This is a genomic window from Paenibacillus sp. JT22N1 (genome assembly GCF_059692155.1).
Genome location: NZ_JCAUAW010000013.1, coordinates 1 through 23,467, shown reverse-complemented (window position 1 = coordinate 23,467; position 23,467 = coordinate 1). Strand labels below are relative to the sequence as shown.

Annotated in this window: 25 protein-coding genes; 6 read left to right on the top strand and 19 right to left on the bottom strand. The window is 45.1% G+C overall.

The annotated features are described in order from the left end of the window. Positions 1-8 precede the first annotated feature (8 nt). Entirely contained in the window at positions 9-959 is a 951-nt protein-coding gene (gene corA, locus AC58UU_RS23790) for a magnesium/cobalt transporter CorA (protein WP_497319391.1), read from the bottom strand. Positions 960-1,083: 124 nt separating this feature from the next. Further along, on the bottom strand, positions 1,084-2,526 hold the full coding sequence (locus AC58UU_RS23785; RefSeq protein ID WP_497319389.1) for a CoA-acylating methylmalonate-semialdehyde dehydrogenase: 1,443 nt from the start codon (positions 2,524-2,526) through the stop codon (positions 1,084-1,086). 122 nt (positions 2,527-2,648) lie between these two features. Between AC58UU_RS23785 and AC58UU_RS23780 the strand changes: the two genes are divergently transcribed. Continuing rightward, positions 2,649-4,262: a PucR family transcriptional regulator gene (locus AC58UU_RS23780; protein WP_497319388.1), complete on the top strand. Its 1,614-nt coding sequence runs from the start codon at positions 2,649-2,651 to the stop codon at positions 4,260-4,262. Here the strand turns inward: AC58UU_RS23780 and AC58UU_RS23775 are convergent. From AC58UU_RS23775 to AC58UU_RS23725, 11 genes are all read right to left on the bottom strand, one after another. Next, complete coding sequence (locus AC58UU_RS23775; RefSeq protein ID WP_171649005.1) at positions 4,259-4,474, bottom strand: hypothetical protein; 216 nt, start codon at positions 4,472-4,474, stop codon at positions 4,259-4,261. The genes AC58UU_RS23780 and AC58UU_RS23775 overlap by 4 nt on opposite strands. After that, positions 4,467-5,909, bottom strand: coding sequence for a dihydropyrimidinase (hydA, locus tag AC58UU_RS23770; protein WP_497319386.1), 1,443 nt, complete (start codon positions 5,907-5,909; stop codon positions 4,467-4,469). Before hydA ends, AC58UU_RS23775 begins: the two co-directional genes overlap by 8 nt. A 2-nt stretch (positions 5,910-5,911) precedes the next feature. Next, complete coding sequence (preA, locus tag AC58UU_RS23765) at positions 5,912-7,207, bottom strand: NAD-dependent dihydropyrimidine dehydrogenase subunit PreA (RefSeq protein WP_497319385.1); 1,296 nt, start codon at positions 7,205-7,207, stop codon at positions 5,912-5,914. A 32-nt stretch (positions 7,208-7,239) separates the two neighbouring features. Beyond that, complete coding sequence (locus AC58UU_RS23760) at positions 7,240-8,604, bottom strand: NAD(P)-dependent oxidoreductase (protein ID WP_497319384.1); 1,365 nt, start codon at positions 8,602-8,604, stop codon at positions 7,240-7,242. Between the two features lie 20 nt (positions 8,605-8,624). Beyond that, positions 8,625-9,506, bottom strand: coding sequence for a nitrilase-related carbon-nitrogen hydrolase (locus AC58UU_RS23755; protein WP_497319383.1), 882 nt, complete (start codon positions 9,504-9,506; stop codon positions 8,625-8,627). Next, positions 9,503-10,774, bottom strand: a complete 1,272-nt coding sequence (locus tag AC58UU_RS23750; protein WP_497319382.1) for a M20 family metallo-hydrolase — start codon at positions 10,772-10,774, stop codon at positions 9,503-9,505. The genes AC58UU_RS23755 and AC58UU_RS23750 overlap by 4 nt, the downstream gene beginning before the upstream one ends. A gap of 6 nt (positions 10,775-10,780) precedes the next feature. Beyond that, a complete protein-coding gene (locus AC58UU_RS23745) occupies positions 10,781-12,154 on the bottom strand; it encodes an aspartate aminotransferase family protein (protein WP_497319381.1) in 1,374 nt (457 codons plus the stop codon). Between the two features lie 81 nt (positions 12,155-12,235). Next, a complete protein-coding gene (locus AC58UU_RS23740; RefSeq protein ID WP_497319380.1) occupies positions 12,236-13,309 on the bottom strand; it encodes an ABC transporter substrate-binding protein in 1,074 nt (357 codons plus the stop codon). 83 nt (positions 13,310-13,392) lie between these two features. After that, complete coding sequence (locus AC58UU_RS23735) at positions 13,393-14,265, bottom strand: ABC transporter permease (protein ID WP_497319378.1); 873 nt, start codon at positions 14,263-14,265, stop codon at positions 13,393-13,395. Further along, positions 14,262-15,074, bottom strand: a complete 813-nt coding sequence (locus tag AC58UU_RS23730; protein WP_497319720.1) for an ABC transporter permease — start codon at positions 15,072-15,074, stop codon at positions 14,262-14,264. Before AC58UU_RS23730 ends, AC58UU_RS23735 begins: the two co-directional genes overlap by 4 nt. Next, positions 15,058-15,870 carry an ABC transporter ATP-binding protein gene (locus AC58UU_RS23725; protein WP_497319377.1) on the bottom strand — a complete coding sequence of 271 codons (813 nt, stop codon included), beginning with the start codon at positions 15,868-15,870 and terminating at the stop codon, positions 15,058-15,060. Before AC58UU_RS23725 ends, AC58UU_RS23730 begins: the two co-directional genes overlap by 17 nt. A 365-nt stretch (positions 15,871-16,235) precedes the next feature. Between AC58UU_RS23725 and AC58UU_RS23720 the strand changes: the two genes are divergently transcribed. After that, on the top strand, positions 16,236-16,862 hold the full coding sequence (locus AC58UU_RS23720; protein ID WP_497319375.1) for a C40 family peptidase: 627 nt from the start codon (positions 16,236-16,238) through the stop codon (positions 16,860-16,862). Positions 16,863-16,925: 63 nt separating this feature from the next. Here the strand turns inward: AC58UU_RS23720 and AC58UU_RS23715 are convergent, their stop codons facing one another. The 4 genes from AC58UU_RS23715 to AC58UU_RS23700 all read right to left on the bottom strand — a co-directional run bounded on the left by AC58UU_RS23715 (position 16,926) and on the right by AC58UU_RS23700 (position 19,496). Further along, positions 16,926-17,849 carry a S66 peptidase family protein gene (locus tag AC58UU_RS23715; protein WP_497319374.1) on the bottom strand — a complete coding sequence of 308 codons (924 nt, stop codon included), beginning with the start codon at positions 17,847-17,849 and terminating at the stop codon, positions 16,926-16,928. 106 nt (positions 17,850-17,955) lie between these two features. Continuing rightward, positions 17,956-18,867 carry a tyrosine-type recombinase/integrase gene (locus AC58UU_RS23710; protein ID WP_497319718.1) on the bottom strand — a complete coding sequence of 304 codons (912 nt, stop codon included), beginning with the start codon at positions 18,865-18,867 and terminating at the stop codon, positions 17,956-17,958. 149 nt (positions 18,868-19,016) lie between these two features. Beyond that, positions 19,017-19,268: a YolD-like family protein gene (locus AC58UU_RS23705; protein ID WP_497319373.1), complete on the bottom strand. Its 252-nt coding sequence runs from the start codon at positions 19,266-19,268 to the stop codon at positions 19,017-19,019. Between the two features lie 24 nt (positions 19,269-19,292). Further along, positions 19,293-19,496, bottom strand: coding sequence for a YwbE family protein (locus AC58UU_RS23700; RefSeq protein ID WP_497319372.1), 204 nt, complete (start codon positions 19,494-19,496; stop codon positions 19,293-19,295). Positions 19,497-19,668: 172 nt separating this feature from the next. Here AC58UU_RS23700 and AC58UU_RS23695 point away from each other — a divergent pair, with 172 nt between their 5' ends. Together AC58UU_RS23695 and AC58UU_RS23690 are read left to right on the top strand one after the other, a co-directional pair. Then, positions 19,669-20,400, top strand: coding sequence for a YqjF family protein (locus AC58UU_RS23695; RefSeq protein ID WP_497319371.1), 732 nt, complete (start codon positions 19,669-19,671; stop codon positions 20,398-20,400). A gap of 193 nt (positions 20,401-20,593) precedes the next feature. Beyond that, positions 20,594-21,016 (top strand): DUF3995 domain-containing protein, encoded by a 423-nt coding sequence (locus tag AC58UU_RS23690; protein WP_497319370.1) that lies wholly within the window; start codon positions 20,594-20,596, stop codon positions 21,014-21,016. Here the strand turns inward: AC58UU_RS23690 and AC58UU_RS23685 are convergent. Both AC58UU_RS23685 and AC58UU_RS23680 read right to left on the bottom strand, forming a co-directional pair. Then, the gene (locus tag AC58UU_RS23685; RefSeq protein ID WP_497319369.1) at positions 21,013-21,273 is read right to left on the bottom strand and encodes a hypothetical protein; all 261 of its coding nucleotides are present in this window, start codon (positions 21,271-21,273) and stop codon (positions 21,013-21,015) included. The two genes, AC58UU_RS23690 and AC58UU_RS23685, sit on opposite strands and share 4 nt — an antisense overlap. 15 nt (positions 21,274-21,288) lie before the next feature. Next, complete coding sequence (locus AC58UU_RS23680) at positions 21,289-21,489, bottom strand: hypothetical protein (protein WP_497319367.1); 201 nt, start codon at positions 21,487-21,489, stop codon at positions 21,289-21,291. A 241-nt stretch (positions 21,490-21,730) separates the two neighbouring features. Between AC58UU_RS23680 and AC58UU_RS23675 the strand changes: the two genes are divergently transcribed. Together AC58UU_RS23675 and AC58UU_RS23670 are read left to right on the top strand one after the other, a co-directional pair. After that, positions 21,731-22,594 carry a helix-turn-helix transcriptional regulator gene (locus tag AC58UU_RS23675; protein ID WP_497319366.1) on the top strand — a complete coding sequence of 288 codons (864 nt, stop codon included), beginning with the start codon at positions 21,731-21,733 and terminating at the stop codon, positions 22,592-22,594. Between the two features lie 132 nt (positions 22,595-22,726). Next, a complete protein-coding gene (locus AC58UU_RS23670; protein ID WP_497319365.1) occupies positions 22,727-23,008 on the top strand; it encodes a hypothetical protein in 282 nt (93 codons plus the stop codon). Positions 23,009-23,467 lie beyond the last annotated feature (459 nt).

Genomic DNA, 23,467 nt, shown 5'->3' with positions numbered 1-23,467 from the left:
ACTACTAATTAATCAAACCATTTCTTATTTCGGAAAAACAAATACATACCGAAACCAATGCCGAACATGATAAATAGAACAATAAAATAACCCCAACGCCAAGTAAGCTCCGGCATATTTTGAAAATTCATTCCGTATATCCCAGCAATAAATGTCAGAGGCATGAAAATGGTCGTAATAACCGTTAAAGTCTTCATAATCGTATTCATACGATAGGAATTTATAGAAACATAACTATCCCGGATATCCGCAGTCAAATCTCGATTGGAGTCAATAATTTCTGAGAGCTTAAGCAGATGGTCGTAGATGTCTGTAAAATAAACTAAATGTTCTTTAAGACCTTCAATTTTTTCGGTATTAATAACCCGATAGAGCAGATCCCTCATAGGAACAATTGTCTTTCTAATCTTTAACAGCTTTGCTCTTATTTCAAATATTTCATTCATTAAGATATGAACCGGCACACTTTTTCCTCTTACTTCGATTTCATCTAACTGATCTTCGATTTGATATAGACTAGGGAAATATTCATCTACCAGCTTATCGATAATTAAATAGGCCGTGTAAACAATACCTTTTTCACGAAACTTTTGTTGTTCAGCCATCCGATGCCATGCCTCATCAATTTCCTTAGACGGTGAATAATGAAAGGTAACAATGAAATTAGTGCCCCAGAACATGTCTACCTCTTCCGCAGCTAACGTTTCAGGATGCAAAGCATGAAGAACAAAAAAATGAGTATCGTCATAATGATCTAATTTAGGTCGCTGCAGATAATGATAGCAATCTTCTACAGCAAGCGGATGAAATTGAAAGTGCTTTTGTAAGAGTAAGGCTTCCTCCTTGGAAGGCGCATTGAAATCTACCCAGTACCGATCTATATTTGAATGTTTCAGATCGTCTAATGAGGATATATGGATAATCTCCTGTTCTTCGTTTACAGCCAATATTCTAATCACTTATGTCTCCCCCTTATTTCCCTATTCATTAACCTACATCAACGATTAAAGCTTGTCCATACACAACGGCAAAAAAGCCGCAATCGCTCGCGGCCCTCATTCCCCTATTCTTTTAAAACTAATTTCAAAAATATCGAGATGTCATCATCTTTTTCTTCGTATAAAACTCTACACCATCTTTGCCATTGGCATGCAAATCTCCATAGAAAGAGTCTTTCCAGCCTGAGAATGGGAAAAAGGCCATCGGAGCTGGCACGCCAACGTTCACGCCAAGCATCCCAGCTTCTACTTCTTCTCGAAATTTGCGTATGGCTTTGGCATTCTCCGTATAGATGACGGCCGAATTACCGAACCGCGATTGATTCACAAGCAGCAGTGCTTCGTCCAAATCCTCAGCTCGGAATAGGGATAAGACCGGGCCAAATATTTCCTCTTTAGCAATCGTCATATTCGGTTTCACATGATCAAATAGCGTAGCTCCAAGGAAAAATCCTTCAGCCGAACAAGCCTCGGCATTTCTTCCATCTAATAGAAGCTCCGCTCCCTCCTCTATCCCTTTATCAATAAAGGCTTCAATCCTGGTGCGCTGTTCGCTTCGTATGATCGGCGTGAGTGTTACCTCTTCATTCATGCCATTGCCAATTACCATATTACGTGCTGCTTGATGAAGCTTATTTACGAAATTCTCCCCATCCCCAACAACCACAACAGCCGAGCAAGCCATGCATCTCTCCCCCGCGCTTCCAAAGGAAGACATGATAATATTCTCAACCGTTTTTTCAACATGGGCATCGGGCATCACGATATGATAATTCTTGGCCCCTGCTAGCGCTTGCACACGTTTACCTGCGGAAGAAGCCTTCTCATAGACATATTTCGCAACCGGCTGAGAACCTACGAAAGAAATTGCTTTTACAGCTGGTGTAGTTGTTAAAGCATTGACGACATCATGTGCACCATGGACAACATTCAGCACCCCATCAGGGAGCCCAGCTTCTTGAAAAAGTGCCGCTAATTTCATTGCAGTCAGCGGCGTTCGCTCAGAAGGCTTTAACACGAACGTGTTTCCACAAGCAATTGCTAAGGGAAACATCCAACATGGCACCATCATCGGAAAATTAAAGGGTGTTATTCCCCCAACCACGCCAAGTGGAACTCGAAATAACTCCGAATCCATATCGGCAGATATGTTAGCCAATGTCGATCCCATCATATGCGAAGGCGTTCCTGCTGCAAATTCGACGCATTCGATCCCACGGAGCACTTCACCTAACGCTTCTTTATAGCTTTTACCATTCTCAGACGTAATGAGCTCTGCAAGTTCTTGCTCATGTTCCTGCAATAACTGCCAGTAGTGAAACAATACTCTTGCTCGTTTGGGTACAGGTGTTCTGCTCCATGATTCGAAGGCCATTTGTGCCGTTATCACAGCGTCTTCCACGTCTTCAGAAGAAGAAAGCGGCACACGAGCGATGATTTCTCCTGTTGCCGGATTAATCACATCACTCACTGAACCGCTTTCTGAATCGATCCAAACACCATTCACAAAATTTTGTAAAAGCTTCATATTCATTCATCTCCTGGTAGGAAGAATTTTTCCCAAAAGTCTTTGGACACATTGTATAATAGGTAAAATTACTATTCCGCTACGTTACGTCAACTTTCCTTACATGAAGGTGGTGAACTCACTTGGTACAGACACTCTTACAATTAACAGTGAAAGATATTTTGCAGAGACCGCTATTCCACAAAGCAGAAGCCATCGCAAGTGAGGAAGCTTTGAACCGAAAGGTGCGTTGGGTACATATCATGGAAGTGACCCAAGTCGGCCATCTTCTCAATGGAAATGAGCTTATTCTAAGTACAGGAATTGGTTGGCATGATAACGAGGAGCTTAGTCTCTCCTTTTTGCAGCAGTTGATCGACAGCGGAGCTTCCGGATTATGTATTGAGCTCGGTACTTATACGAAACAGCCGTTTGAACGGATGAAAAAACTTGCCACTCAAGAGAACTTTCCACTTATCTTTTTCCATGAAGAAGTTCGATATATTGACATTACGCAGGATCTACATGCCTATTTCATCCATCAGCATCACAAAATGGTGTCAGACCTGGAATCACTCTCCACCCAGCTGAATCAGTTACTCCTCTCGGGGAAAGGACTGCAATCTCTCTTAAAGCTGCTGCATCAAACGACACACTCACAAGTCGCATTCTTCCCCTTCGGCGCGGAGGCGCAGTTCGTCCCTACCATGCCGAAAACGAAGGCTGATGCCTTTTATGAGAAATGGATTTATGGCGAGATCTTTCAGCTTCCTAATGCCAAAAGCAAACTGGCCCATCGCCCTATTTTAGCCTTAGAACATTTGTTCGCAGACTTACTTTTATATGCCGACCAGGAACTTAGTGAATTTCAAATCCTTGCCTTAGATAGGTTCGCAACAGCCATTGCACAAGAAATGATGCGCACGAAATATATGGAGGAGAAAACGCGGTACAAACAGAATCTCTGGGTCACAGATTGGTTGAACGGCAAGCATACAGGGCAAGAAATTCGCGATTATATGCTTTCCATCAAGCCCTCGATGAAGCTGGGTCAAACCATCGTCTGTGTATTTGACATCGTCTCAGCAGCCGAAGCTTCCAAAGACTATGAAGATCTGCTCTTACAGAAGCAGATGATCGCCCGCGCCATCTTCGAAGGTGAAGGTTTTTATCTCATACCGACCGTCGTACATGTTCAAATCGTGTTCATCCTACTTGACCAATTGCCTGCAATGCCTTGCCAAGAGCGAATCTTAAGGGCTACACAAAGACTTCAAAAATCAGAGACTAATCAAGAAACCATTTTGTTCTCCCCTATGTTCGGTATCGGGAAAACATTAAGTGACCCCACTCGCGTTATGGAAAGCTATCAGACCGCCCAAGAAACGATTGAGATTCAGAAAGATACTGGCATGCTTGCAAGTCCTTTCTATCATGAACAGCATGTTAACAGAGTGATTCTAAAAATGAAGCAATCCGGAATGCTGGAGTCATTCATCGATGAATACCTTGGGAAATTAATTCATTATGATCGGGAGAAAAACGGACAGCTTTTGAAGACATTGAAAGTTTATTTAGCGCTATGCGGATCCAAACAGGAGACTGCTAAGGAGTTATTTATCGTCCGGCAAACCCTATACCACCGCCTGGACAAAATATCAGCTCTGCTTGGTGACGATTACATGCATCCATACAAGAGGATTGCCATTGAGCTCGCCCTACACGGCTACGAATACATGAATGGCGCAATCGTTTAAGCCTGCGTTTGCCCTTGTTTAAGGAGCAAGGACACATAATACTTCCTAGCATTGGCCGTCGTTAGATGCAGATTCGCCGTTTCACCGCCGGGATGTTCGAGATCGAGCCACGCTCCCTCCAGATCTTCCTTCACCCCGACGATTTTGAACTTCTGAGCCACGAAGTCATCCAATTTCTGCTTCTCTAGCTTAAATTGTACATACTCAGACATTTGTGGCTCCCCCTTTGACAGCTTCTACATTCTTCGACTTTTCATCGCGTGAAGCTGCATGATATGTACCTCGTTTTACGAATTGTCCAGCACCCGCCGTGCCTACGAATTGTTTATTCCGGATGACGTATTCACCTCGAGACAATACAGTTACCGGCTCCCCAGAGATCACGATGCCTTCAAATGGATTGTAATCCACATTCATATGGTGGGTTTCAGCTGAGATCGTCCGTGTTACACTCGGATCAAAGATGACAATATCCGCATCGCATCCTACAGCGATGGTCCCCTTCTTGGGAAATAAGCCAAAAAGCTTCGCAATTCGCGTAGACACGATATCTACGAACTGATTCAACGTGATGCGGCCCTTCACTACGCCTTCTGAATATAGGATGGAGAATCGATCCTCAATGCAGGGTCCTCCATTCGGGATTTTGCTAAAATCGCCTAGTCCCAAGTCTTTTTGCCCGTTAAAGTTAAAAGAGCAGTGATCAGATCCGAGCGTCTGGAGCTGTCCATTTTTCAAAGCGGTCCACAGAGCCTCTTGGTGATGCTGCGGTCTCAGCGGAGGCGACCATACGTATTTCGCCCCTTCGAAATTCGGCTTTTCCAAATAGGTCTGATCCAGCATCAAGTACTGCGGGCACGTTTCCCCCCAGATATCAACGCCCTGATTCCGCGCTTCGGCAATCTGCTGAACGGCTTCCTCGCACGTCACATGAACAACATAGAGCTGAGAACCTGCCAATGCAGTAAGCTTAGCCGCACGCCCTGTCGCTTCGCCTTCAATTAGAGATGGACGTGTTAGTGCATGATAGATCGGATCCGTATTGCCCGCTTCTAGCGCTTCTTTAATCAAATATTCAATCACATCGCCGTTCTCTGCATGTACCATGACAAGTGCTCCGTGCCGCTTTGCCTCGATCAATGTCCGATACAGCGTGCCATCGTCGGCTTGGAACACATTTTTATAAGCCATAAACACTTTGAGCGAGGTGATCCCCTCTTCGTGAATCATTTTCGGCAGCTCTGCCAGCACCTCATCGTTGATTTCTGCAATCATTAAGTGAAATCCATAGTCGATGACGGCTTTGCCGGCGGCTTTTTGATGCCAAGTTTGAACAGACTGACTCAGCGGTCTTCCTTTGTTCGTTAAACAGAAGTCAATGATCGTTGTCGTTCCACCGAAAGCAGCCGCTCTCGTACCGGTCTCGAAATCATCGGCTGTAACCGTGCCGCCAAAAGGCATCTCAAGATGAGTATGCGGATCAATACCGCCTGGGAACACATAATGACCTGCGGCATCTACAATTTCTGCCCCTTCCTTCGAGAGGTTCAGACCTATTTGCGTAATGATCCCGTTCTCGATAAGGACGTCTGCCTGATACTGGTCAACAGCCGTCACGACCGTTCCGTTCTTAATGAGCTTGGACATGGTTACACAGCCTCCTTCTTGGTGGTGTCTTTGCCTTCCGACAGCTTGGCGATAGCCTCCTGTCTTTCGTTCCACGAAATTGGCGCATCTGTGCCTGATACCTCAATCATAGAAATGGCTCCTTCTACGGGACAAACAATCGCGCATAAGTTACATCCTACACAATCTTCTTCGCGTACTTGCAAATAGGACTGACCCTGTTCACCGGTCAACATATCAATGCATTGATGAGACGTATCTTCGCAAGCAATATGACATTTGTTGCAGTTGATACAGGTATCCGTGTCAATTCGCGCCACAACCGCATAGTTCAAATCCAAGTTCCCCCAATCGGAGTAGCGCGGAACGGATTTCCCGATCAACTCTGTGACGCTGGCGAGACCTTTTTCATCCAAATAGTTGTTCAAGCCATCGATCATATCCTCCACAATGCGGAAACCATGGTGCATCGCCGCTGTGCACACTTGAACGCCCGTCGCGCCCATCAGCATGAACTCAACAGCATCTCGCCAATTGGAAATACCGCCAATACCAGAAATAGGCACGCCAACCTCTGGATTTCGCGCACAATCAGCAACCATATGGAGGGCAATCGGTTTTACCGCAGGACCGCAATATCCACCATGAGAGCCCTTGCCTCCAACATGAGGAATCGTGTTCCACGAGTCGATATCTACGCCAGCTAATGAGTTGATCGTATTGATCAACGAAATCGCATCCGCACCGCCTCGAACTGCCGCCTTAGCGGTGCTCGTAATATCTGTGATATTCGGCGTCAGCTTCACGATAACCGGTGTCGTCGCCGCTTCCTTCACCCACATCGTCTGCGCCTCCACGAGATCCGGCTGCTGCCCCGAAGCAGCGCCCATGCCGCGTTCAGCCATGCCGTGCGGGCAGCCAAAGTTCAACTCCAAGCCGTCTACACCGACAGCTTCGACTTTTTTCACGATCTCATGCCATTTCTCCCGGTTCGGCTCTACCATCAGGGATACGACAATCGCATGATTCGGAAAACGCTTCTTCGTCTCATAAATCTCTTTGAGATTGATCTCGAGAGGTCGGTCCGTGATAAGTTCAATATTATTGAAGCCTGCAACGCGTTGTCCGTTGAAATGAATGGCCGCAAAGCGCGAAGACGTATTAATAATGGGATCACCAAGTGTTTTCCAAACCGCTCCACCCCACCCCGCTTCGAAAGCGCGCTGAACTTGATAGCCCGTGTTAGTCGGTGGCGCCGATGCCAGCCAGAACGGATTGGGTGAAGCTATACCTGCTAGATTTATGCGTAAATCAGCCATGTTCAATCCCTCCCGATCCATTTAGAAAGTCATTAAGCCGATGCATTTTCCCTTTTCACCAGTTGATTATAAATAGCATATGCCGTTTGTTTGCCTTGCTGTGCCGCAGATACAACCATTGCTTCTCCCTGTCCTTCGCCGAAAATGACGTCGCCCGCTGCATACACCTTGGGATTGGACGTTTGGCCTGTTAATGGATCAACCGTAACGGTTCCTCGCGTGTGTGCAAGTTCGAATTGATCAATGAGGGAAACATGCCTCGTCTGCCCAATCGCTTTAATAACGGCATCTACCTCAAATATGAATTCTGAGCCTTCAATGGGAACCGGACGTTTGCGTCCCGCTTCCACATCCTCAAGCTCCATCCGCAGACATTCTAATGCCACGACATTCCCATTCGCATCCCCGATGATCCGTTTTGGAGCCGTAAGCCATCGAAACGCAACGCCATCCTGCTTAGCGAAATCATATTCAAAATCATACGCCGTCATCTCTTCCTGCGTACGCCGATAAACAATTTGTACCTTTTCAGCACCTAGTCTCACTGAGCACGTGGCCGCATCAATGGCTGTATTCCCCGCTCCAATGACCGCTACCCGCTTCCCAACGAGGGATGTGTCCAGCTCCTGTTCAGTCTTCGTGGATTCCACGAAATCAATGGCATCGTACACGCCCGCCAAGGATTCGCCTTCAATACCGAGCATCGGAACCTTTGACATTCCCACAGCCAGAACAACAGCATCATAGTCATCGAGTAAATCTGCGCCACTAATATCTATGCCAACTCGCGTGCTCATGCGGAATTCCACACCTAACTGCCTAACCTGTTCGACTTCCCATAGCGAAATCTCCTGGGGCAGCCGAAACGAGACGATCCCGTAGGTATCTAATCCTCCGGCCTGCTCTTTTGCCTCAAAAACAGTGACCTTGAAGCCGAAGCGGGCAAGCTCCCGAGCTGCAGATAAACCAGCAGGGCCGCCACCAACTACAGCAACCGACTTCCCATTACTTTCCCCAGCCTTGAACAAAATTTGTTCATTCTTGATTGCCCAATCTGTGGCATAGCGCTGTAAGTTGCCAATCAGGATAGGCTTGGACGAATGATTGAGTACACAAGCCCCTTCACAAAGCTCCTCTGTAGGACACACCCTTGAACAAGAAGCACCTACCGGATTCGCCTCCATGATTGTACGTGCGGAGCCTTTGAGATTGCCGGAAGCAATCTTTTTGATAAAAGAAGGAATATCAATCCCCGTTGGACAGGCACGAATGCAAGGAGCATCGTAACAAAATAAGCAGCGGTTCGATTCCTCGATCGCCTCTTTCGGCTTCATGCCGGATTTGACCTCCGCGAAATTGCGTTTCAAATCGGTTAAGGAAATAAATGTTGAACTCATCTTCGCTCCCCCTCCCACGCTTATAAGCTAACAATTTGATCATAAGTTTCTGGCCTGCGATCCCGATAAAATTGCCAAACATTGCGGACTTCACGGATTAACTCTTTGTCCATCTCACCGATAACCACTTCATCTTGATCTCGACTTCCAATGGAAACGATCGAACCACGCGGATCTACCAAGTAAGATTGACCATAGAATTCTCCCATGTTCCACGGAGCTTCGAGACCAACACGATTAATGGCACCAACATAATACCCGTTAGCCACGGCATGGGCTGGCTGCTCGAGCTTCCAGAGATACTCGGAAGTCCCCGCTACTGTAGCGGAAGGATTGAACACAATCTCAGCTCCGCCGAGTCCGAGAGCCCTTGCACCTTCTGGGAAATGGCGATCGTAACAGATGTAAACCCCAACCTTGGCAAACGCTGTATCGAACACAGGATAGCCCAAATTACCTGGTTTAAAATAATACTTCTCCCAGAACCCACAAGAGCCGCCGCCCGCCGCCACGTGTGGAATGTGATGTTTGCGGTATTTGCCCAAATAGGTACCATCCGCATCAATCACAGCAGCCGTATTGTAGTACGAAGCGATGCCTTCTCGCTCATAAATGGGAAGGATGATGACAACTCCGAGCTCCTTCGCCAGTTCCTGAAAAAGCATAGTCGTTGGCCCCTTCGGTATTTCCTCTGCGGCATCGTACCACCTAGTTGTTTGCTCTGCGCAGAAATAAGGGCCGTAGAAAATTTCCTGCAAAGAAATAATTTGCGCGCCCTGCTGCGCCGCTTTACGCACCAATGCGATATGCTTTTGTATCGCCGCTTCTTTGTGCTTGATCACAGCCTCATCCCCATGCACTTCATGAGAAGCTTGAATGAGGCCAATTTTCACTTTGCTCATGGCTGGAAGCCCCCCTTTTCCGTGGCGATCCGTCGTGCGGTGCGGTATAAAAGCTCCGTGCCCAGCGTGATGTCCTCTGGACTAGCATATTCTTTGGGATTGTGACTGATGCCTTCGAGGCATCGAACGAAAATCATCCCATAGTCACATACATAAGACATGGTGAGCGAATCATGGAAAGGTCCGCTCATCAGCTCTGGCGGGGTTAACCCCATCAGAGCTGCTTCCTGATGCAGGCTTTGCTTGATCCAATTCGCGCAGTAGCGGGGTTCACTGTTCGTATCTTCGCGAATCGTATACGTGAGACCATGCTCGCGCGACACGTTCTCGATCACGCTGAGCAGCTCCGCTTCAAGCGCATTTCGACGCCGTAAATCAATGTCCCGCAAGTCAATGGTGAAGGATACCTTCTCTGGGATGATATTGCGGGAATCAGGAAACACCGTAAGGGAGCCCACCGTTCCAACGGTCGGTGCACCAGGTTCCTGCCGCACTAACTCATTGAGCGCCACAATGATTTTGGCGCAGCCTAGAAGCGCGTCTTGGCGCATTGACATCGGCACCGAACCCGCGTGCCCGGCGAAGCCGATCATCTCCACGGTGAGCCATAATGGACCAGAGATTCCGCTGACGATACCAATCGGAGCTTCGAGTGACTCCAGAACTGGACCTTGCTCGATGTGCAGCTCCAGAAAAGCGCCAATCCGACCTTCTTGGAACACATAGCTCTCGAAATCAGCAGGGTTGCACCCGAACTGAACCAAAGCTTCTCTGCGTGTAACGCCATTTTTGTCCGTACGCTCTAACTCATTTGCTTCAAGTTTTCCGGTCATTCCACGAACGCCGAATAGCCCTTTGTTAAAGCGACAGCCTTCTTCATCGCAGAAGGCAACAACTTCAATGTTACATTCTGGCGTTATCCCTTCCTCCACCAGCGTTTGGATCACTTCAATCGCACCAAGTACACCTATCGCACCATCAAATCTACCGCCATAAGGCTGTGAATCCACATGAGAGCCTAGCATGAGAACAGGTGCATCCGGATTGCTCCCCTTAAGTACCCCAATTAAGTTAGCGAATGGATCGATTGAAGCTTCCATCCCAGCTTCTTGCATCCAGCTTTTCACTAGTTCCACGCCTTCTCGATCTTCTTTGGACAAAGCAAGCCTGCATACGCCCGTTTCCCCGATTTTCCCGATTTGAGCGAGCTCCTGAATACGCCGTTGCAGTCGTGAAGCGTTAATTTGTATCTGAGGTGCACTAGGCAAGACCTATCATCCTTTCTCCTGATTGGCATCAAACACAGCAAACAAGGTCTCAATGATAAAAGCAACATCCTCATCTGTCGAAGATAACGGTGGACTCAGCGTAAGAATGTTAGCGAATCCAGGCACCGTATCTCCGTTCCTCCCTATAAGCAGACCCTTTTGCTTGCAGCCTACAATGATCTTCAACACACGGTCAGCAGTCGCCGGAACCTTCGACACTTGATCTTCTACGAGCTCAATGCCCATTGCTGATCCAAAAATGCGTATCTCGCCAACATGCGGGTGTTCAAGCAGCGGTTCTAATTGAGCTCTAAATGTGTTTCCGATATGAGCAGAGCGAGTAACTAGATTTTCTTTTTCCAAAATCTCCATATTTTTTATCGCAACAACGCAAGAGACTGGATTACCTCCGAATGTATTGATATGTCTTAAATGGCTGGTCGCTTCTTTATCTTTGAACGATTCATACAATTCAGCCGAAACAGCAGTTGCAGAAAGCGGCGAGTACGCACTGGTCAAGCCTTTGGCCATCGTAACAATGTCAGGTCTCACTCCATAATTCAGATGACCGAACTTCTCACCGGATCGACCGAATCCACAAATTACTTCATCTACAATGAGCAGCACATCATACTTATCACAAATGCTGCGCACCATGGGTAAGTACTCGTCCGGAGGAACAATCATCCCGCCTCCCGTAATCACTGGCTCCACGATTACACCAGCAACAGAATCCGCTCCCTCCCAAACAATGGCATCTTCGATAGCTTTGGCGCATTGAAAACTGCATGCCCCCTTCGTTTGGCCAAATGGACAGCGATAACAATAAGGCGGCGGCACGTGCTGAAAGCCTACACCAAGCGGTTCATATTTCAACTTACGCTGCGCTTGCCCTGTTGCACCCAATGCCCCCATTGAATTGCCATGATAAGCGCGATGCCGCGAGATGAACTTATGTTTGGATGGCTTCCCGTTCTGATGATGGTATTGGCGAGCAATTTTGAAGGCAACTTCATTGGCATCAGACCCTGAATTGGAGTAAAAGATCCGATACTCGCCATCCAGCCACTCATTCAATTTCGCCGCTAATTCAATCGCGGGTACATGGGATTGAACGAGCGTAGCATAAGCAATTTTCATCATTTGCTCAGCGGCCGCTTCCGCAATTTCTTTTCTACCGTGACCCACATTAACGCACCATAATCCGGACATGCCATCCAAATAACGATTCCCATCCACATCCGTAACCCAACTTCCCTCACCAGAAGCAAGTATCATCGGATTCTCGTTATGTGCTGACATGTGATGCCACACATATTTGCGATCCTTCTCAAGCAGGTCCTCCTTCGTCACCAGATCACTAACCTCGTTAGCGCTCATAAGCCCAGTTCCCCTTTCCTGATGATGTAAAGAAGGATCGCAGACTACAGTCATCCACGATCCGCCTTCCTTTCCGAAACTTCACTTGCCCTGTAAAATCGTTTTATCAATAGCCGCAGTCAAATCGGCCGGTTTTTTAATCAAGCCATATTTAAGCGCAATGTCCGCTGTCCGTGTCACTGATTCATCTACGAATGAACCAACTTGTTCATTTTTAAATCCTTCCGGCTTCACAAGCTTCGCCATCTCCTTCAGCATCGTCGTTTGGTGCTGTTTGGTTGTACTGCCTGCCGTTACACTTTTCATCACGATATCAACGACTTCATCCTGGTGTTCAATCGCATAATTCCAGCCTTTCATTGTCGCTCTCACCGCTTTAACTGTTAGATCATGGTTCTTGTCGACCCAGTCCTTCTTCGCAATGAGTGTATCCTCAAGCATCGCAACACCGGCATCATCAAAGTTAAACACATTCAAATCTGTCTCTTTCACACCGCTTTCAAGCACAACATAATACTCGTTATAAATGGTTGCTGTCGCCACATCCAGCTGATCCCCAAAGAATTGATCCATCGTGAAGCCTTGTTTCACCAATTGAATGTCTTTCTTCGGGTCAAGTCCGTTCTTCTCCATAAAAGCAAGCACTTGGAACTGCTGGCTGCCCATCCATGTCCCGACCTTTTTGTCCTTCATTTTGGCTGGTGCATCGATACCTGTCGATTTTTTGGATAATAAACGGTACGAACTCTTCTGCGTCACTTGCGCTAATGAGACGAGAGGTAATCCATTGTCACGGTTGACTAACAAGGAGTCAAAGCTTGATACGCCAATATCGACAGCGCCATTTACAACCTGCTGCTCGATAATGACATCCGGTCCGCCAGGCACAATTTCGACATCGATCCCTTCATCCTTGTAAAACCCTTTCTCTTTAGCGGCATAGATTCCGGCGAACTGCGCTTGCGGTACCCACTTCAACTGAATTTTGACCTTCTTGAGCGGCTCTGCCGAAGGAGACTTGGTTGCACCTGCTGCGGTAGAAGCTGCTGGCGTTGTGGTTGCTGATTTGTCGGAAGTACAAGCTGTGACGAGAACTAAAACCATGAACATACTTAACATCAAAGCCAATTTGCCAGTAAGGATTCTCTTTTTCAAACGAACCAATCCTCTCCTATTTATTTCTATGTATGTAAAGATGGTGTCATCCCTTGATGCTCATGTTAAATATTCATTTTCGTTTAGCGATTGGAAATTGACCACGGTATAAAGCGTTTTTCTACAAGTTGAATGATCGTATATAAAATAATTCCCAGGATAGCTGCGATGACAATACAAGCCCAAGCTAAGGGCATATTGGCCAGTCGGATTTGGTCCGAAAGCAAGTAGCCTAGGCCACGCGATGCAATGAAAAACTCCCCCACTATCGCACCGATGATGCTCGTTGACATGTTGATTTTAAGGGCCGAAAATATCGCCGGTAAGGCCTTAGGCAATCTTAATTTGAGAAAAAGCTGTCTAGTGCTGGCCGCGTACGAAGTCATTAACTCCAAGTATGACGGCTCAATGGAGCGCAGCCCTTTGTAGGTACTGACCGCCATGGTAGCCATCGTCATGACCGAAACGATACCCATTCGGGATGCGACGCCGTCTCCCAACCAATTATTCATGATGGGCGCAAGCGCCACGATCGGCACTGCATTAAGCGAGGCCATGATCGAAATCGCACCCGCACCTTCTTGTGGCCGAAAGGAAGCCGCGACTGCTGCAAGCCAGCCCAGCAGCGAACCGATGAGGAATCCGCCGATGATTTCAATCCCCGTGTACAGCGTGTAAATAAGCAGAATATCGCCATTCTCGCGCATGGCTGTGAGGATATCTGATGGAATAGGCAGCTGATAGTGTTCTAAGCTAAATATGGTGTGTATCCCTCTGAATTGCCAAAGCAGCAAGAATACGAGACCGAATAAATACGGGAATAGCTTCAATGGCTGTGTGAACATAGACTTGTAACCTGCTCGTACTTTTCCAGTGGAAGCTCGGGTTGGTTCCTCCAAACTCGTTAGCGTCGACACTGCAGCTTGTTGGTCTTTACTTAAAATGACCTCCTTCATGAGCCTCCCCTCCTGCTTTCGCGGAAATCAGGCTGCCATGGTGTCAGCCATCTTTCTAGGAGAACTAGCATTAGAAATGTGGTAAAGCCAATGGCAATCGAGACAAGCACTGTGCACCAGAACATGTATACTTGTGCAGCTCCGTAATATAGTGAGCTAACCATTAGCACGCCGATTCCATCGGGAGCTCCCATCAGCTCAACGATAATAGAAGCCGTGATCGCCAGCGGAGCTGAAATCTTGAGCCCGGCGAACAGCCCTGGCAGCGCAGATGGCAGCTTGAGCTTCATGTAGCTGTGCCAGGTTGATGCAGCTATGGAGCGCATAAGCTCCAGTTGTTCAGGCTGCACACTGCGCAGCCCGCGAAGCGAGTTGATGGTGACAGGGAAAAATGTCACATAACCTGCCATAACGATCCGCGAAAGACTCGGATCATGAAGGATGCCGTACAGGATCGGTGCAAGACCGATGATTGGTACCATTTGAGAAGCGACTATGTAAGGAGTTAGCGTGTATTCAACCGTTTTGGAGAGGCTCATGGAGATGGCTAAGGCGGCGCCGAAAATGGTGCCAATCAGGAAACCAGTCATCGCATTGCCGAATGTTGTGAAGCCTTGCTTGATGAGGGTAGGAAGATTGTCTTGCAAGGAGGTTATCACCTTATGCAAATAAGGGAGTTTAGAATCGGGTTGTGAGACTTGAATCACGTTATGGAGCAGCCAAGCGAGCACTTCCCAGAGGAGTAGCAATGCCGCTATCCAGCAAGCAATAACAGCAGCTTGATGCCATTGTCTATCCAATTTGATCATCAAGGGCATCACTCTCCTCGTAAAAGCAATTTCGAATCGAAGAGGTCAACGCATGGAAACGCTCCGATTCTCGGGTTTGCAAAGTGCGATCCTCTCCCAAATCAACGTGGTGAACAGAGTGTACGCGACCAGGATTTGCCGATAATACAATGATTCGATTGGATAAAAACACGGCTTCCGGAATACTATGAGTGACGAAAACGATCGTTTTGTTCGTTTTTCTCTTAATTTCAAGCAATTCGAATTGCAGTTTCTCCTTTGTAAATTCATCAAGTGCCGAAAATGGTTCATCCATAAACAAAATAGGCGGATCCAGCGATAAAGCTCGTGCAATAGCCACTCTTTGCTGCATGCCGCCACTTAGCTGCCAAGGGTAATAATCTTTGAATTTCGTCAATCCTACGGTTTCAAGGAGTTGATCGACCATACTTCTATACTCCGCGCGATTACGCCCCATTACCTCTAAGGGAAGCTCCACATTTTCGCGTACGGTTCGCCATTCGAAAAGCGTGGGATTCTGAAACACAATGCCGAATTTCCTGCGCAAACGCACTTCCCGCGGATGCTCCTTTTGAATAATAATTTGACCGCTCGAGGGCTGCAGCAGGTCAGCCATCAGCCTCAGCAGCGTTGATTTACCACAGCCGGAAGGCCCAAGTAAGGATACGAATTCATTCTGGGCTACATCGAACGAGATGTCTTGGAGTACAGTCACTTGCTTTCCTTTTTTTCCAAACACCATGCAGACGCCATCCACCGAAATTTCCACTTTCTGCTGGGAAAGATCTGAATTCATTGTGTCCCTCCTCATTTGAACTTCGTTGTTGCGTAATGTAAATGTAATGTATGATTACTGTATATGTTATATTATATAACTTCTATGACGATTTACATTATACATAGTGTTCCAAAATTAGACTCTGCATTTGACATAGTGTAAAACTGGCTAGATCCCCTTCTAGAATTCTTTTATCATACATGGGAAAGCAAGCTATTCATTTTGAGGCTCTCTGAACAATTGAGTACATAACATATATTATGTAAACAAATATTATGCAAATTGTCCCACCTCAAACTTTATCCATAATTTGCTCGTATTCTCTAATTCTTCATTCTGATAAAATATTTAAGTAACTACATATAACATCTAGGAGGAAATTCATGAGAAAGTTTATTCTTACAACCGCAATGGCGACAAGTCTTTTATTCAGCGGAATCGCAAATGCGGCGCCTTCGAATCAATACGTCGCTAATGATACTGACACTTTCTGGTCCATTTCACAGAAGTTCAATGTTCCATTAGCTGATCTCATCGCAAATAATCCAAATGTTAATCAGCAAAATATCTACGCAGGTGTTGTAATTAATCTTCCTGTTAAGGCAGCTAATAAACAGAGCTGGGAAGTTAAAGCAGATGCCATCATTGCAACAGGAATGAAACAGCTTGGAACGCCATATGTATTTGGCGGCAATACGCCATATGTTGCTTTTGATTGCTCTGGCTTTGTACAATATGCGTTTAATCAAAACGGGTTTAACCTTCTTCATTCGTCAGCATTGTTGAGTCAATTAGGAACGCCAGTTGATAAAAGCGATCTGCGCAAAGGAGACCTTGTATTTCTACAAGGAACTTATACAAGCGGGGTCTCCCATGTAGGTATCTATCTTGGAAATAACAAAATTCTTCAAGCAGGCACGATGGGTACGAGGGAAGTAAAAATTAGCACTTTCTTTGGTACTCCCTACTATGATGCACATTATTGGGGTGCGCGCCGTTTAATTAACTAGTATGAAAAAAAAGCCGGTTTTTACCGGCTTTTTTTCGTTCTAGACAAGTTGTAAAATGTGCTACTAGGCTATTACCGTGGGTTCAAGCACAGTAAGCCTGTTATTGTAAGTATCAAGGTTTACGTTCGCTCCAATGGGGATTGCTGCTTTATAGATGCCATGAGCTGTACTTACATTGGTCATGAGAGGTTTTCCTAGAGGAGCAACCACACTAGTTATTAAGTCATTATAAGTCGTAAAATAAGAATTCGTGCAATTTGTGCATTGTCCCATTACCACACCGACGCAATCTTGAAATTTCCTTGCCATAATTAGATGAGTCAAATGTCGGTAAATCACATTCGTTGCTTCGTGTGTCTCTTCTATGACCAATATTTTACCTGTCGTATCAATTTCGTATGGAGTTCCAAGGGTATCAACAAATGAAGTGAGATTCCCCCCTACGATCGGACCTCTAACATTCCCCTCAATCAGACTGGTCTGCTGCATGCCGGGTGGATTTTGAATCACTCTTGGACTAGTGAGGGTTGATGTAGCCGAATAAAATTGGTTGAAGTTATACGTTGGTGTGCTCGCGCTAAAGTCAATTAACAATAGACTTTGAAAAGTAATTAAATTGGAAAATTGGTACAGGATATTTAATAAAATCGTGATATCACTGTATCCAGATACGATTTTAGGATTGTTTTTTATGATCGTATAATTAAGGTATGGCAAAATATCTTTGACCCCTGTTCCTCCTCTTGTAGGTAATATCATCTTCACACTGCGATTTTCAAACATACTCATAAGGTCTTCAGCACGTTGCTGCGCTGTTGAGGCAACAATGCCACCATAAGCATACGCATATTTCCCAATTACTACTTTGAATCCCATATTTTTAATTGTTTGAATTCTTTCATCAATGATTGTTGCGTCAAGCGGACTTCCTAAAGTAACAATTCCGATGGTATCACCCCTTTGTAAAATGGGGGGCCTTATAGCCATAAATATGCCTCCTACCAAAGAGAACTTATTCAAAATTTGGATCCTACTTTGTAATCTCTTTGTTGCCTTATATGCACCACCCGAACTAATTATTACAACTCCTGTTCTATATCCCCATCCCTACTGGAATAAAAGCCGAAACCCGGTTCATTGCATCCTGCTTTTGTTTATCTCCGACATGGGTGTAAATCTGCGTGGTCTGGATGCTCGCATGTCCAAGCAATTCCTGCAAAGTTCGGATATCCGTTCCTGCAAGAACCTGCATCGTGGCAAACGTATGCCGAAGCTTGTGACTTGATATCGACTTCCCTTGTAGTTCAGCATACTGCTTCTTCAGCACCTCGAAATGCTTCTCTGCAATCGTTTGAATCATACGAACACTAATTCGCCGTCCAAATTGAGAAACAAAAAAAGGCTGCTCCACGGAGCTTCTTGTATCCATTCGTTCCATTAAGGCTTTATTCAGAACTTTAACCAGTTCGGCAGGAAGAGGAATGACACGCCATTTCCGCCCTTTGCCAAACACCTGCAGCGAATTCGTTGAACGATTGAAATCAGCGATGTTTAGTCGATGCAGCTCACTTACACGCAAACCTGCATAACTCATCAATAGAAACATGGCCACATTCCGGATCTGATACTTCCCCTCGATCGATTGTAAAAACACAGCAAGCAGCTGCTCGCTTAGAAACGTGGGAATTTGGTTTTTCTCGACCTTCGATTTTTTCACGTTTAGTGAAGGGTTGCTCTGCACAATTTGGAGTTCGATCAACGCCGCGAAAAATGTCCGAATCGAAGATAAATAGCGATTACGCGCGGCATCCCCTGCCCCACCCTGTCGCATTTTCGTCAAGAATCGCATGATATCAATTGCCTCAATCGTTGGCAATGATTTCTCTACGCCGGAAAGGAATAACCGAACGTCCCCTAAGTAAGCTTGTTGTGTTCGTTTCGTAAAACCCTGATCCTTCATCCATGAGTCAAATAGCTCCAAATACTCATCATCATACTCGTACACTTGCCCCAATCCTATTCACTCCGTCCGTTACAATCTAAGTTGCGTTAAATATAGATTTAGTGCAATTTTTTTGACAGCAAAAAACGGTCAATTTGCGCTTATCCCGTATAAAAAACAGCAGAATAAGCTTATTAACCGTTTTTCCGGTCTTAGTCTCTTGGGTATTCGACTTTCATAATGTCCATGAACGGAACTTTATCAATTTCACCATTCGTTTCCATATGTACTCTTCCGGTCCGTGAATCCATTGTCGCTATGATCCCGCGAACACGTTCTTCACGCCCCCAAACCGTCAGAACAATCTCGGAGTTCTCCTGCTTCGCTTCGGACAGTTGATTACCGATCTCTTCCAATACAAATTCATCCCGCGTTGGTCTTTTTGATACTTTTGCTTTCGCCATCTCACGTTCCCCCTGGATTATAAATCACCTTGCCGGCGATAATATTTCTTTGACACGTCCAACCTGTCCATCTGCAAGTCTTACTTTAATCCCATGAGGATGGGTAGGTGAATTGGTTAATAAATCTTTGACAATTCCACGTGTTAACTTCCCGCTGCGTTGGTCTTTCTTCAAAACAATATTCACTTCAATACCTGGAATCACATCTTTACGATTTTGGCCATTCATGCTGTGTGAGTCGCCTGCTTTCTTTCAATTGTGTGTTTTATTATAACATAGTTTTCCCCCATTCCCCATCAAGTTGCGTACATTTGCTAAACCCTTTACAACGGCTTACTAAATCAATACGATTAATCTACATAATAAATTTCGTAGTTCGAATACAGAAGGAGAACCACTTATGAGCCGATCATGGCCAATACCTGACAACCCCTGGATCATGCACCAAATCTGGAATGATTTACTCTTTGCTCATTGGCCCATTCCCATCGAAACATTAAGACCACTCCTACCAGCACATATTCCCATTGATACCTTTGACGGATCAGCATGGATCGGCGTTGTTCCCTTCCACATGTCAGGCGTTGCACCAAGAGGTATACCTGCGTTACCTTACTTTTCTGCTTTCCCAGAAATCAATGTTAGGACCTACGTAACCATACACGGTAAACCCGGCGTTTACTTTTTCAGTCTAGATGCTCATAACCGATTCGCTGTTGAAGCAGCACGCTTCGCTTTCCATCTTCCGTACTTTTATGCACATATTCAAGTTCAACATCAGGCAGAGAACACCATATTCTACCAAAGTTTACGAAAAGATAACCGTGCACGACATGGTGAATTTACTTGTGAATATCGCCCATCATCCGACATAAAATTAGCAAATCCTGAAACTCTAGAATATTGGTTAACAGAACGTTATTGCCTCTATTGCACAGATCGACGCGGTAATGTGTATCGAGGAGAAATCGATCATGATCCATGGCCCTTACAATCGGCTGAAGCTTCAATCAACGTTAATACCCTCCCTAACTCTTTTGGGATCCAGCTTCCAGAAACACTACCACTTTTACATTTTGCTAAAAAATTAAAGGTTAAAATCTGGGCATTCGAAAAGCTTCGCCTTACATAAAACACGATATTCTTACTCCAAAAGTCGAAAATTATAATTAATGATATTAATATTTAATGTAGTTAATTCATATAAAAACCACAATTTAAAGCGGCGTTTCTATCATTTCGCGCTTTTTTCTATTGAAAAAAGCTTATTTCAGTTAAAATAGTGACAGAGATGGTATTCGTTTCCGAGAGGTTGTGATTCAAGGATGATGATCAGTGGAATTTCTGTTTTCCTTTTATTTTGTATCGGAGGCTTACATGTGTTCTGGGCATTTGGCGGTCAATGGGGAAGCAGAGTGGTTATCCCTGCTACAAGCGGATCAGGAGAACTAACGTTTAAACCTGGCACAATAGGCACTTTAATCGTAGCCATTCTCTTGTTTAGCGCTGCACTGTTATTATCTATCCAAGGGCGCTTACTTCCAGCCCTCCCTTCATTTCCATGGGTTCAATGGGGCTGTTGGCTTTGTGTCTTCGTATTTGGACTCCGAGCAATTGGGGATTTCAAATATGTGGGTTTATTTAAGAGGGTCAAACAGACTCGTTTCGCTACATACGACTCATTTTTGTTCACACCGCTTTGCTTATGGCTTTGCTTCACATTTTATTACACAATCATTTACAGCTAATTCGCCCTCTCAAGTAAATCACTTTTTTTCGAAACAAGCGCCAACATCATCATCCGTGAAAGTACTAACAGCAGCTCCCGCCAAACCAATACTCGAGCCTGATGAACAGGCGTCAGATCATTCATGATAACCAATTGTCGTGCACTCCAGATGGTTAAGAAAAAGAAAAGTTCGATCGTTGTCAAAATATTGGATACGATGAGGATCGGTGGCTTCGGGAATAAAGCTAGCAAGAATCCAACCGCGGCTGCGAGCATGCCAAATGTCAACCACTAGGAATCACTCACTTGACGTATTCGGCTAAATCGTTGATAAATGAACAACGAAGCAACGGTGAATGAGGTATACATAATTTGAAGCAGAGCTATCGACAGCTTATCATTGGTTATGGAAAAGGTAAAAATAAGTGAGAATATACCTTGAAATTGAATGAAAAAACCGCCTGCAATAACGGAAGGAATCATACATTTCAAACGAGCCGTCGTGATACCTGACGAATGCTAAATTTATGCTACGTCAAAATTTGTTATCCCTTTTCCCAAATAAACAGGTTTATAAAAATACCCATGTAGTTGAATATAATACTTGAGCTTACTTTCATCATTAATAAACGTTTTAGCGATGTTGTCATGTTCTCTCTCTGATTTCTAGTCTATTCGCTTTTCACACTTTATTTAACGATACCATGGAGCTTACACGGAGGGAATACACGATATGCCAAGATTCATGGACTATATGATCAGTCCTTATCCGCTTCGGATCATTACATTACCCATTGATTCCAGTAAATTGAAGTTGCAATCCTTGATTATCCGTGCTGTTGGACATCTTCCAGGCCGAATCTCATTTCGAGCTAATGCTTCATTTGAGAAATGGGCATTTGTTTATATAGCTGGTGGAAAAGGCTCCTACCAAGTCGATGATGGCGCCGTTCAACACATTGAAAGCGGCAGTCTGTTCTTCCTTCGACCTGGAGCTGTTTATAATTATGGACCTGATGCAGATGGTTATTGGGACGAATACTACTTCACATTCGAGGGAAGCCGTATAGCGGAATGGCTGAGTAGTTGGCTTACACAAGTCGATTTGGCGAAGCAGGTTGGGCATGAAGATGCTGCACAGCACAATCGAATCGAGCGTATTTTTATCCTCATGGAAAGCGGAATACCCGATAATATAGATCGTGCAGCCTTGCTGCTTGAATCCTTGCTTTTTGAATTTATTCTGGAAAATCAAGTACCTGCAGAGACGACAAAAACACAGCAATTGATCGATCTCATGGTCGACCTCGGTGATTCGTTATTCCAGCCTTTTGACGCAGAGGTTATCGCAAAACGCCACCATATTTCGCTTTCTACACTACGGAGGATCGTGAGCGAATATACTGGTTACCCACTTGGTGCTTACATTCACCGTTTGAAAATGGCAGCAGCGAAAAATATTCTATTAAATACGGACGATACTGTAAAGGAAATCGCAGATTCGCTTGGTTATAAAGATGTTTTTTACTTCTCACGGTTATTTAAGAAATACGTAGGCGTCTCCCCCCTTATTTATCGGAACAATATGCAGCTTTAAATTTGTTTACATAATTTTGATTATGTAAACACCTTTTTTATATAAAATAATCGTGTTGTCCTAGTACGACTTGTCATATGACAGCATATGATAAAGTAGAAAGAAAATCTTCCTACGGGGAGGTGAATCTAAATGACACTTACACTTACGGGTTGGATGCTCTATTCGATGTGGGTAGTTCTTGGTTTTATGGGGCTTAGCTTTTTACTAGGCTTATATAAAGCACTCACAGCTGGAAGCTTCTCCAGCACTCTGATTCTGACTTATCTGCAAGATATGCTGTTCTATGTTTTCCCCTTATTTTTAATTTCCAACATGATGTCCCTTGATCCAACAGGCTTCGTATTATTAATTGCTTATTACGTCGGCGCACTTGGACTTGTTCTCAAGTATCTGTCACATTTCAAAAAATAAAATGTATTCGCATTCAAAGAATGCTATTATATGAGCTCATTGGAACGCTAGAGCAAAAAGGCTGCCGACTATAACGGCGGCCTTTTCATTTGGGAGTACCTATTCATAAAAAAACTGAGGCTCCGCCTCAGGTCCTTTGTCTAATGCATACATATGGTCGATGAAGTTAAGACGATTTCAAATGCGGACGCTATTGCTTTTCCACCCCATTCTCCTCCTCTTTCTGTTTTACTCTGTATCTGAAATTGCCGGTCTTCTATGAGATGGGCTATTTATGTGAAATTTCAGATACAAACCTAATCCTTGGCGGCTGGGCTTGCGCGGCGCGTCGAGCTGTAAGCACCTTTTTGCATTTAGACTTAATAGTGGACACAACGAATTGGGGAGTTAGATAATAGATCTATCCAAATTACGAGGTGTCCGAGATGAGTGAATCCCGCCAACGTTACAATGAAAAGT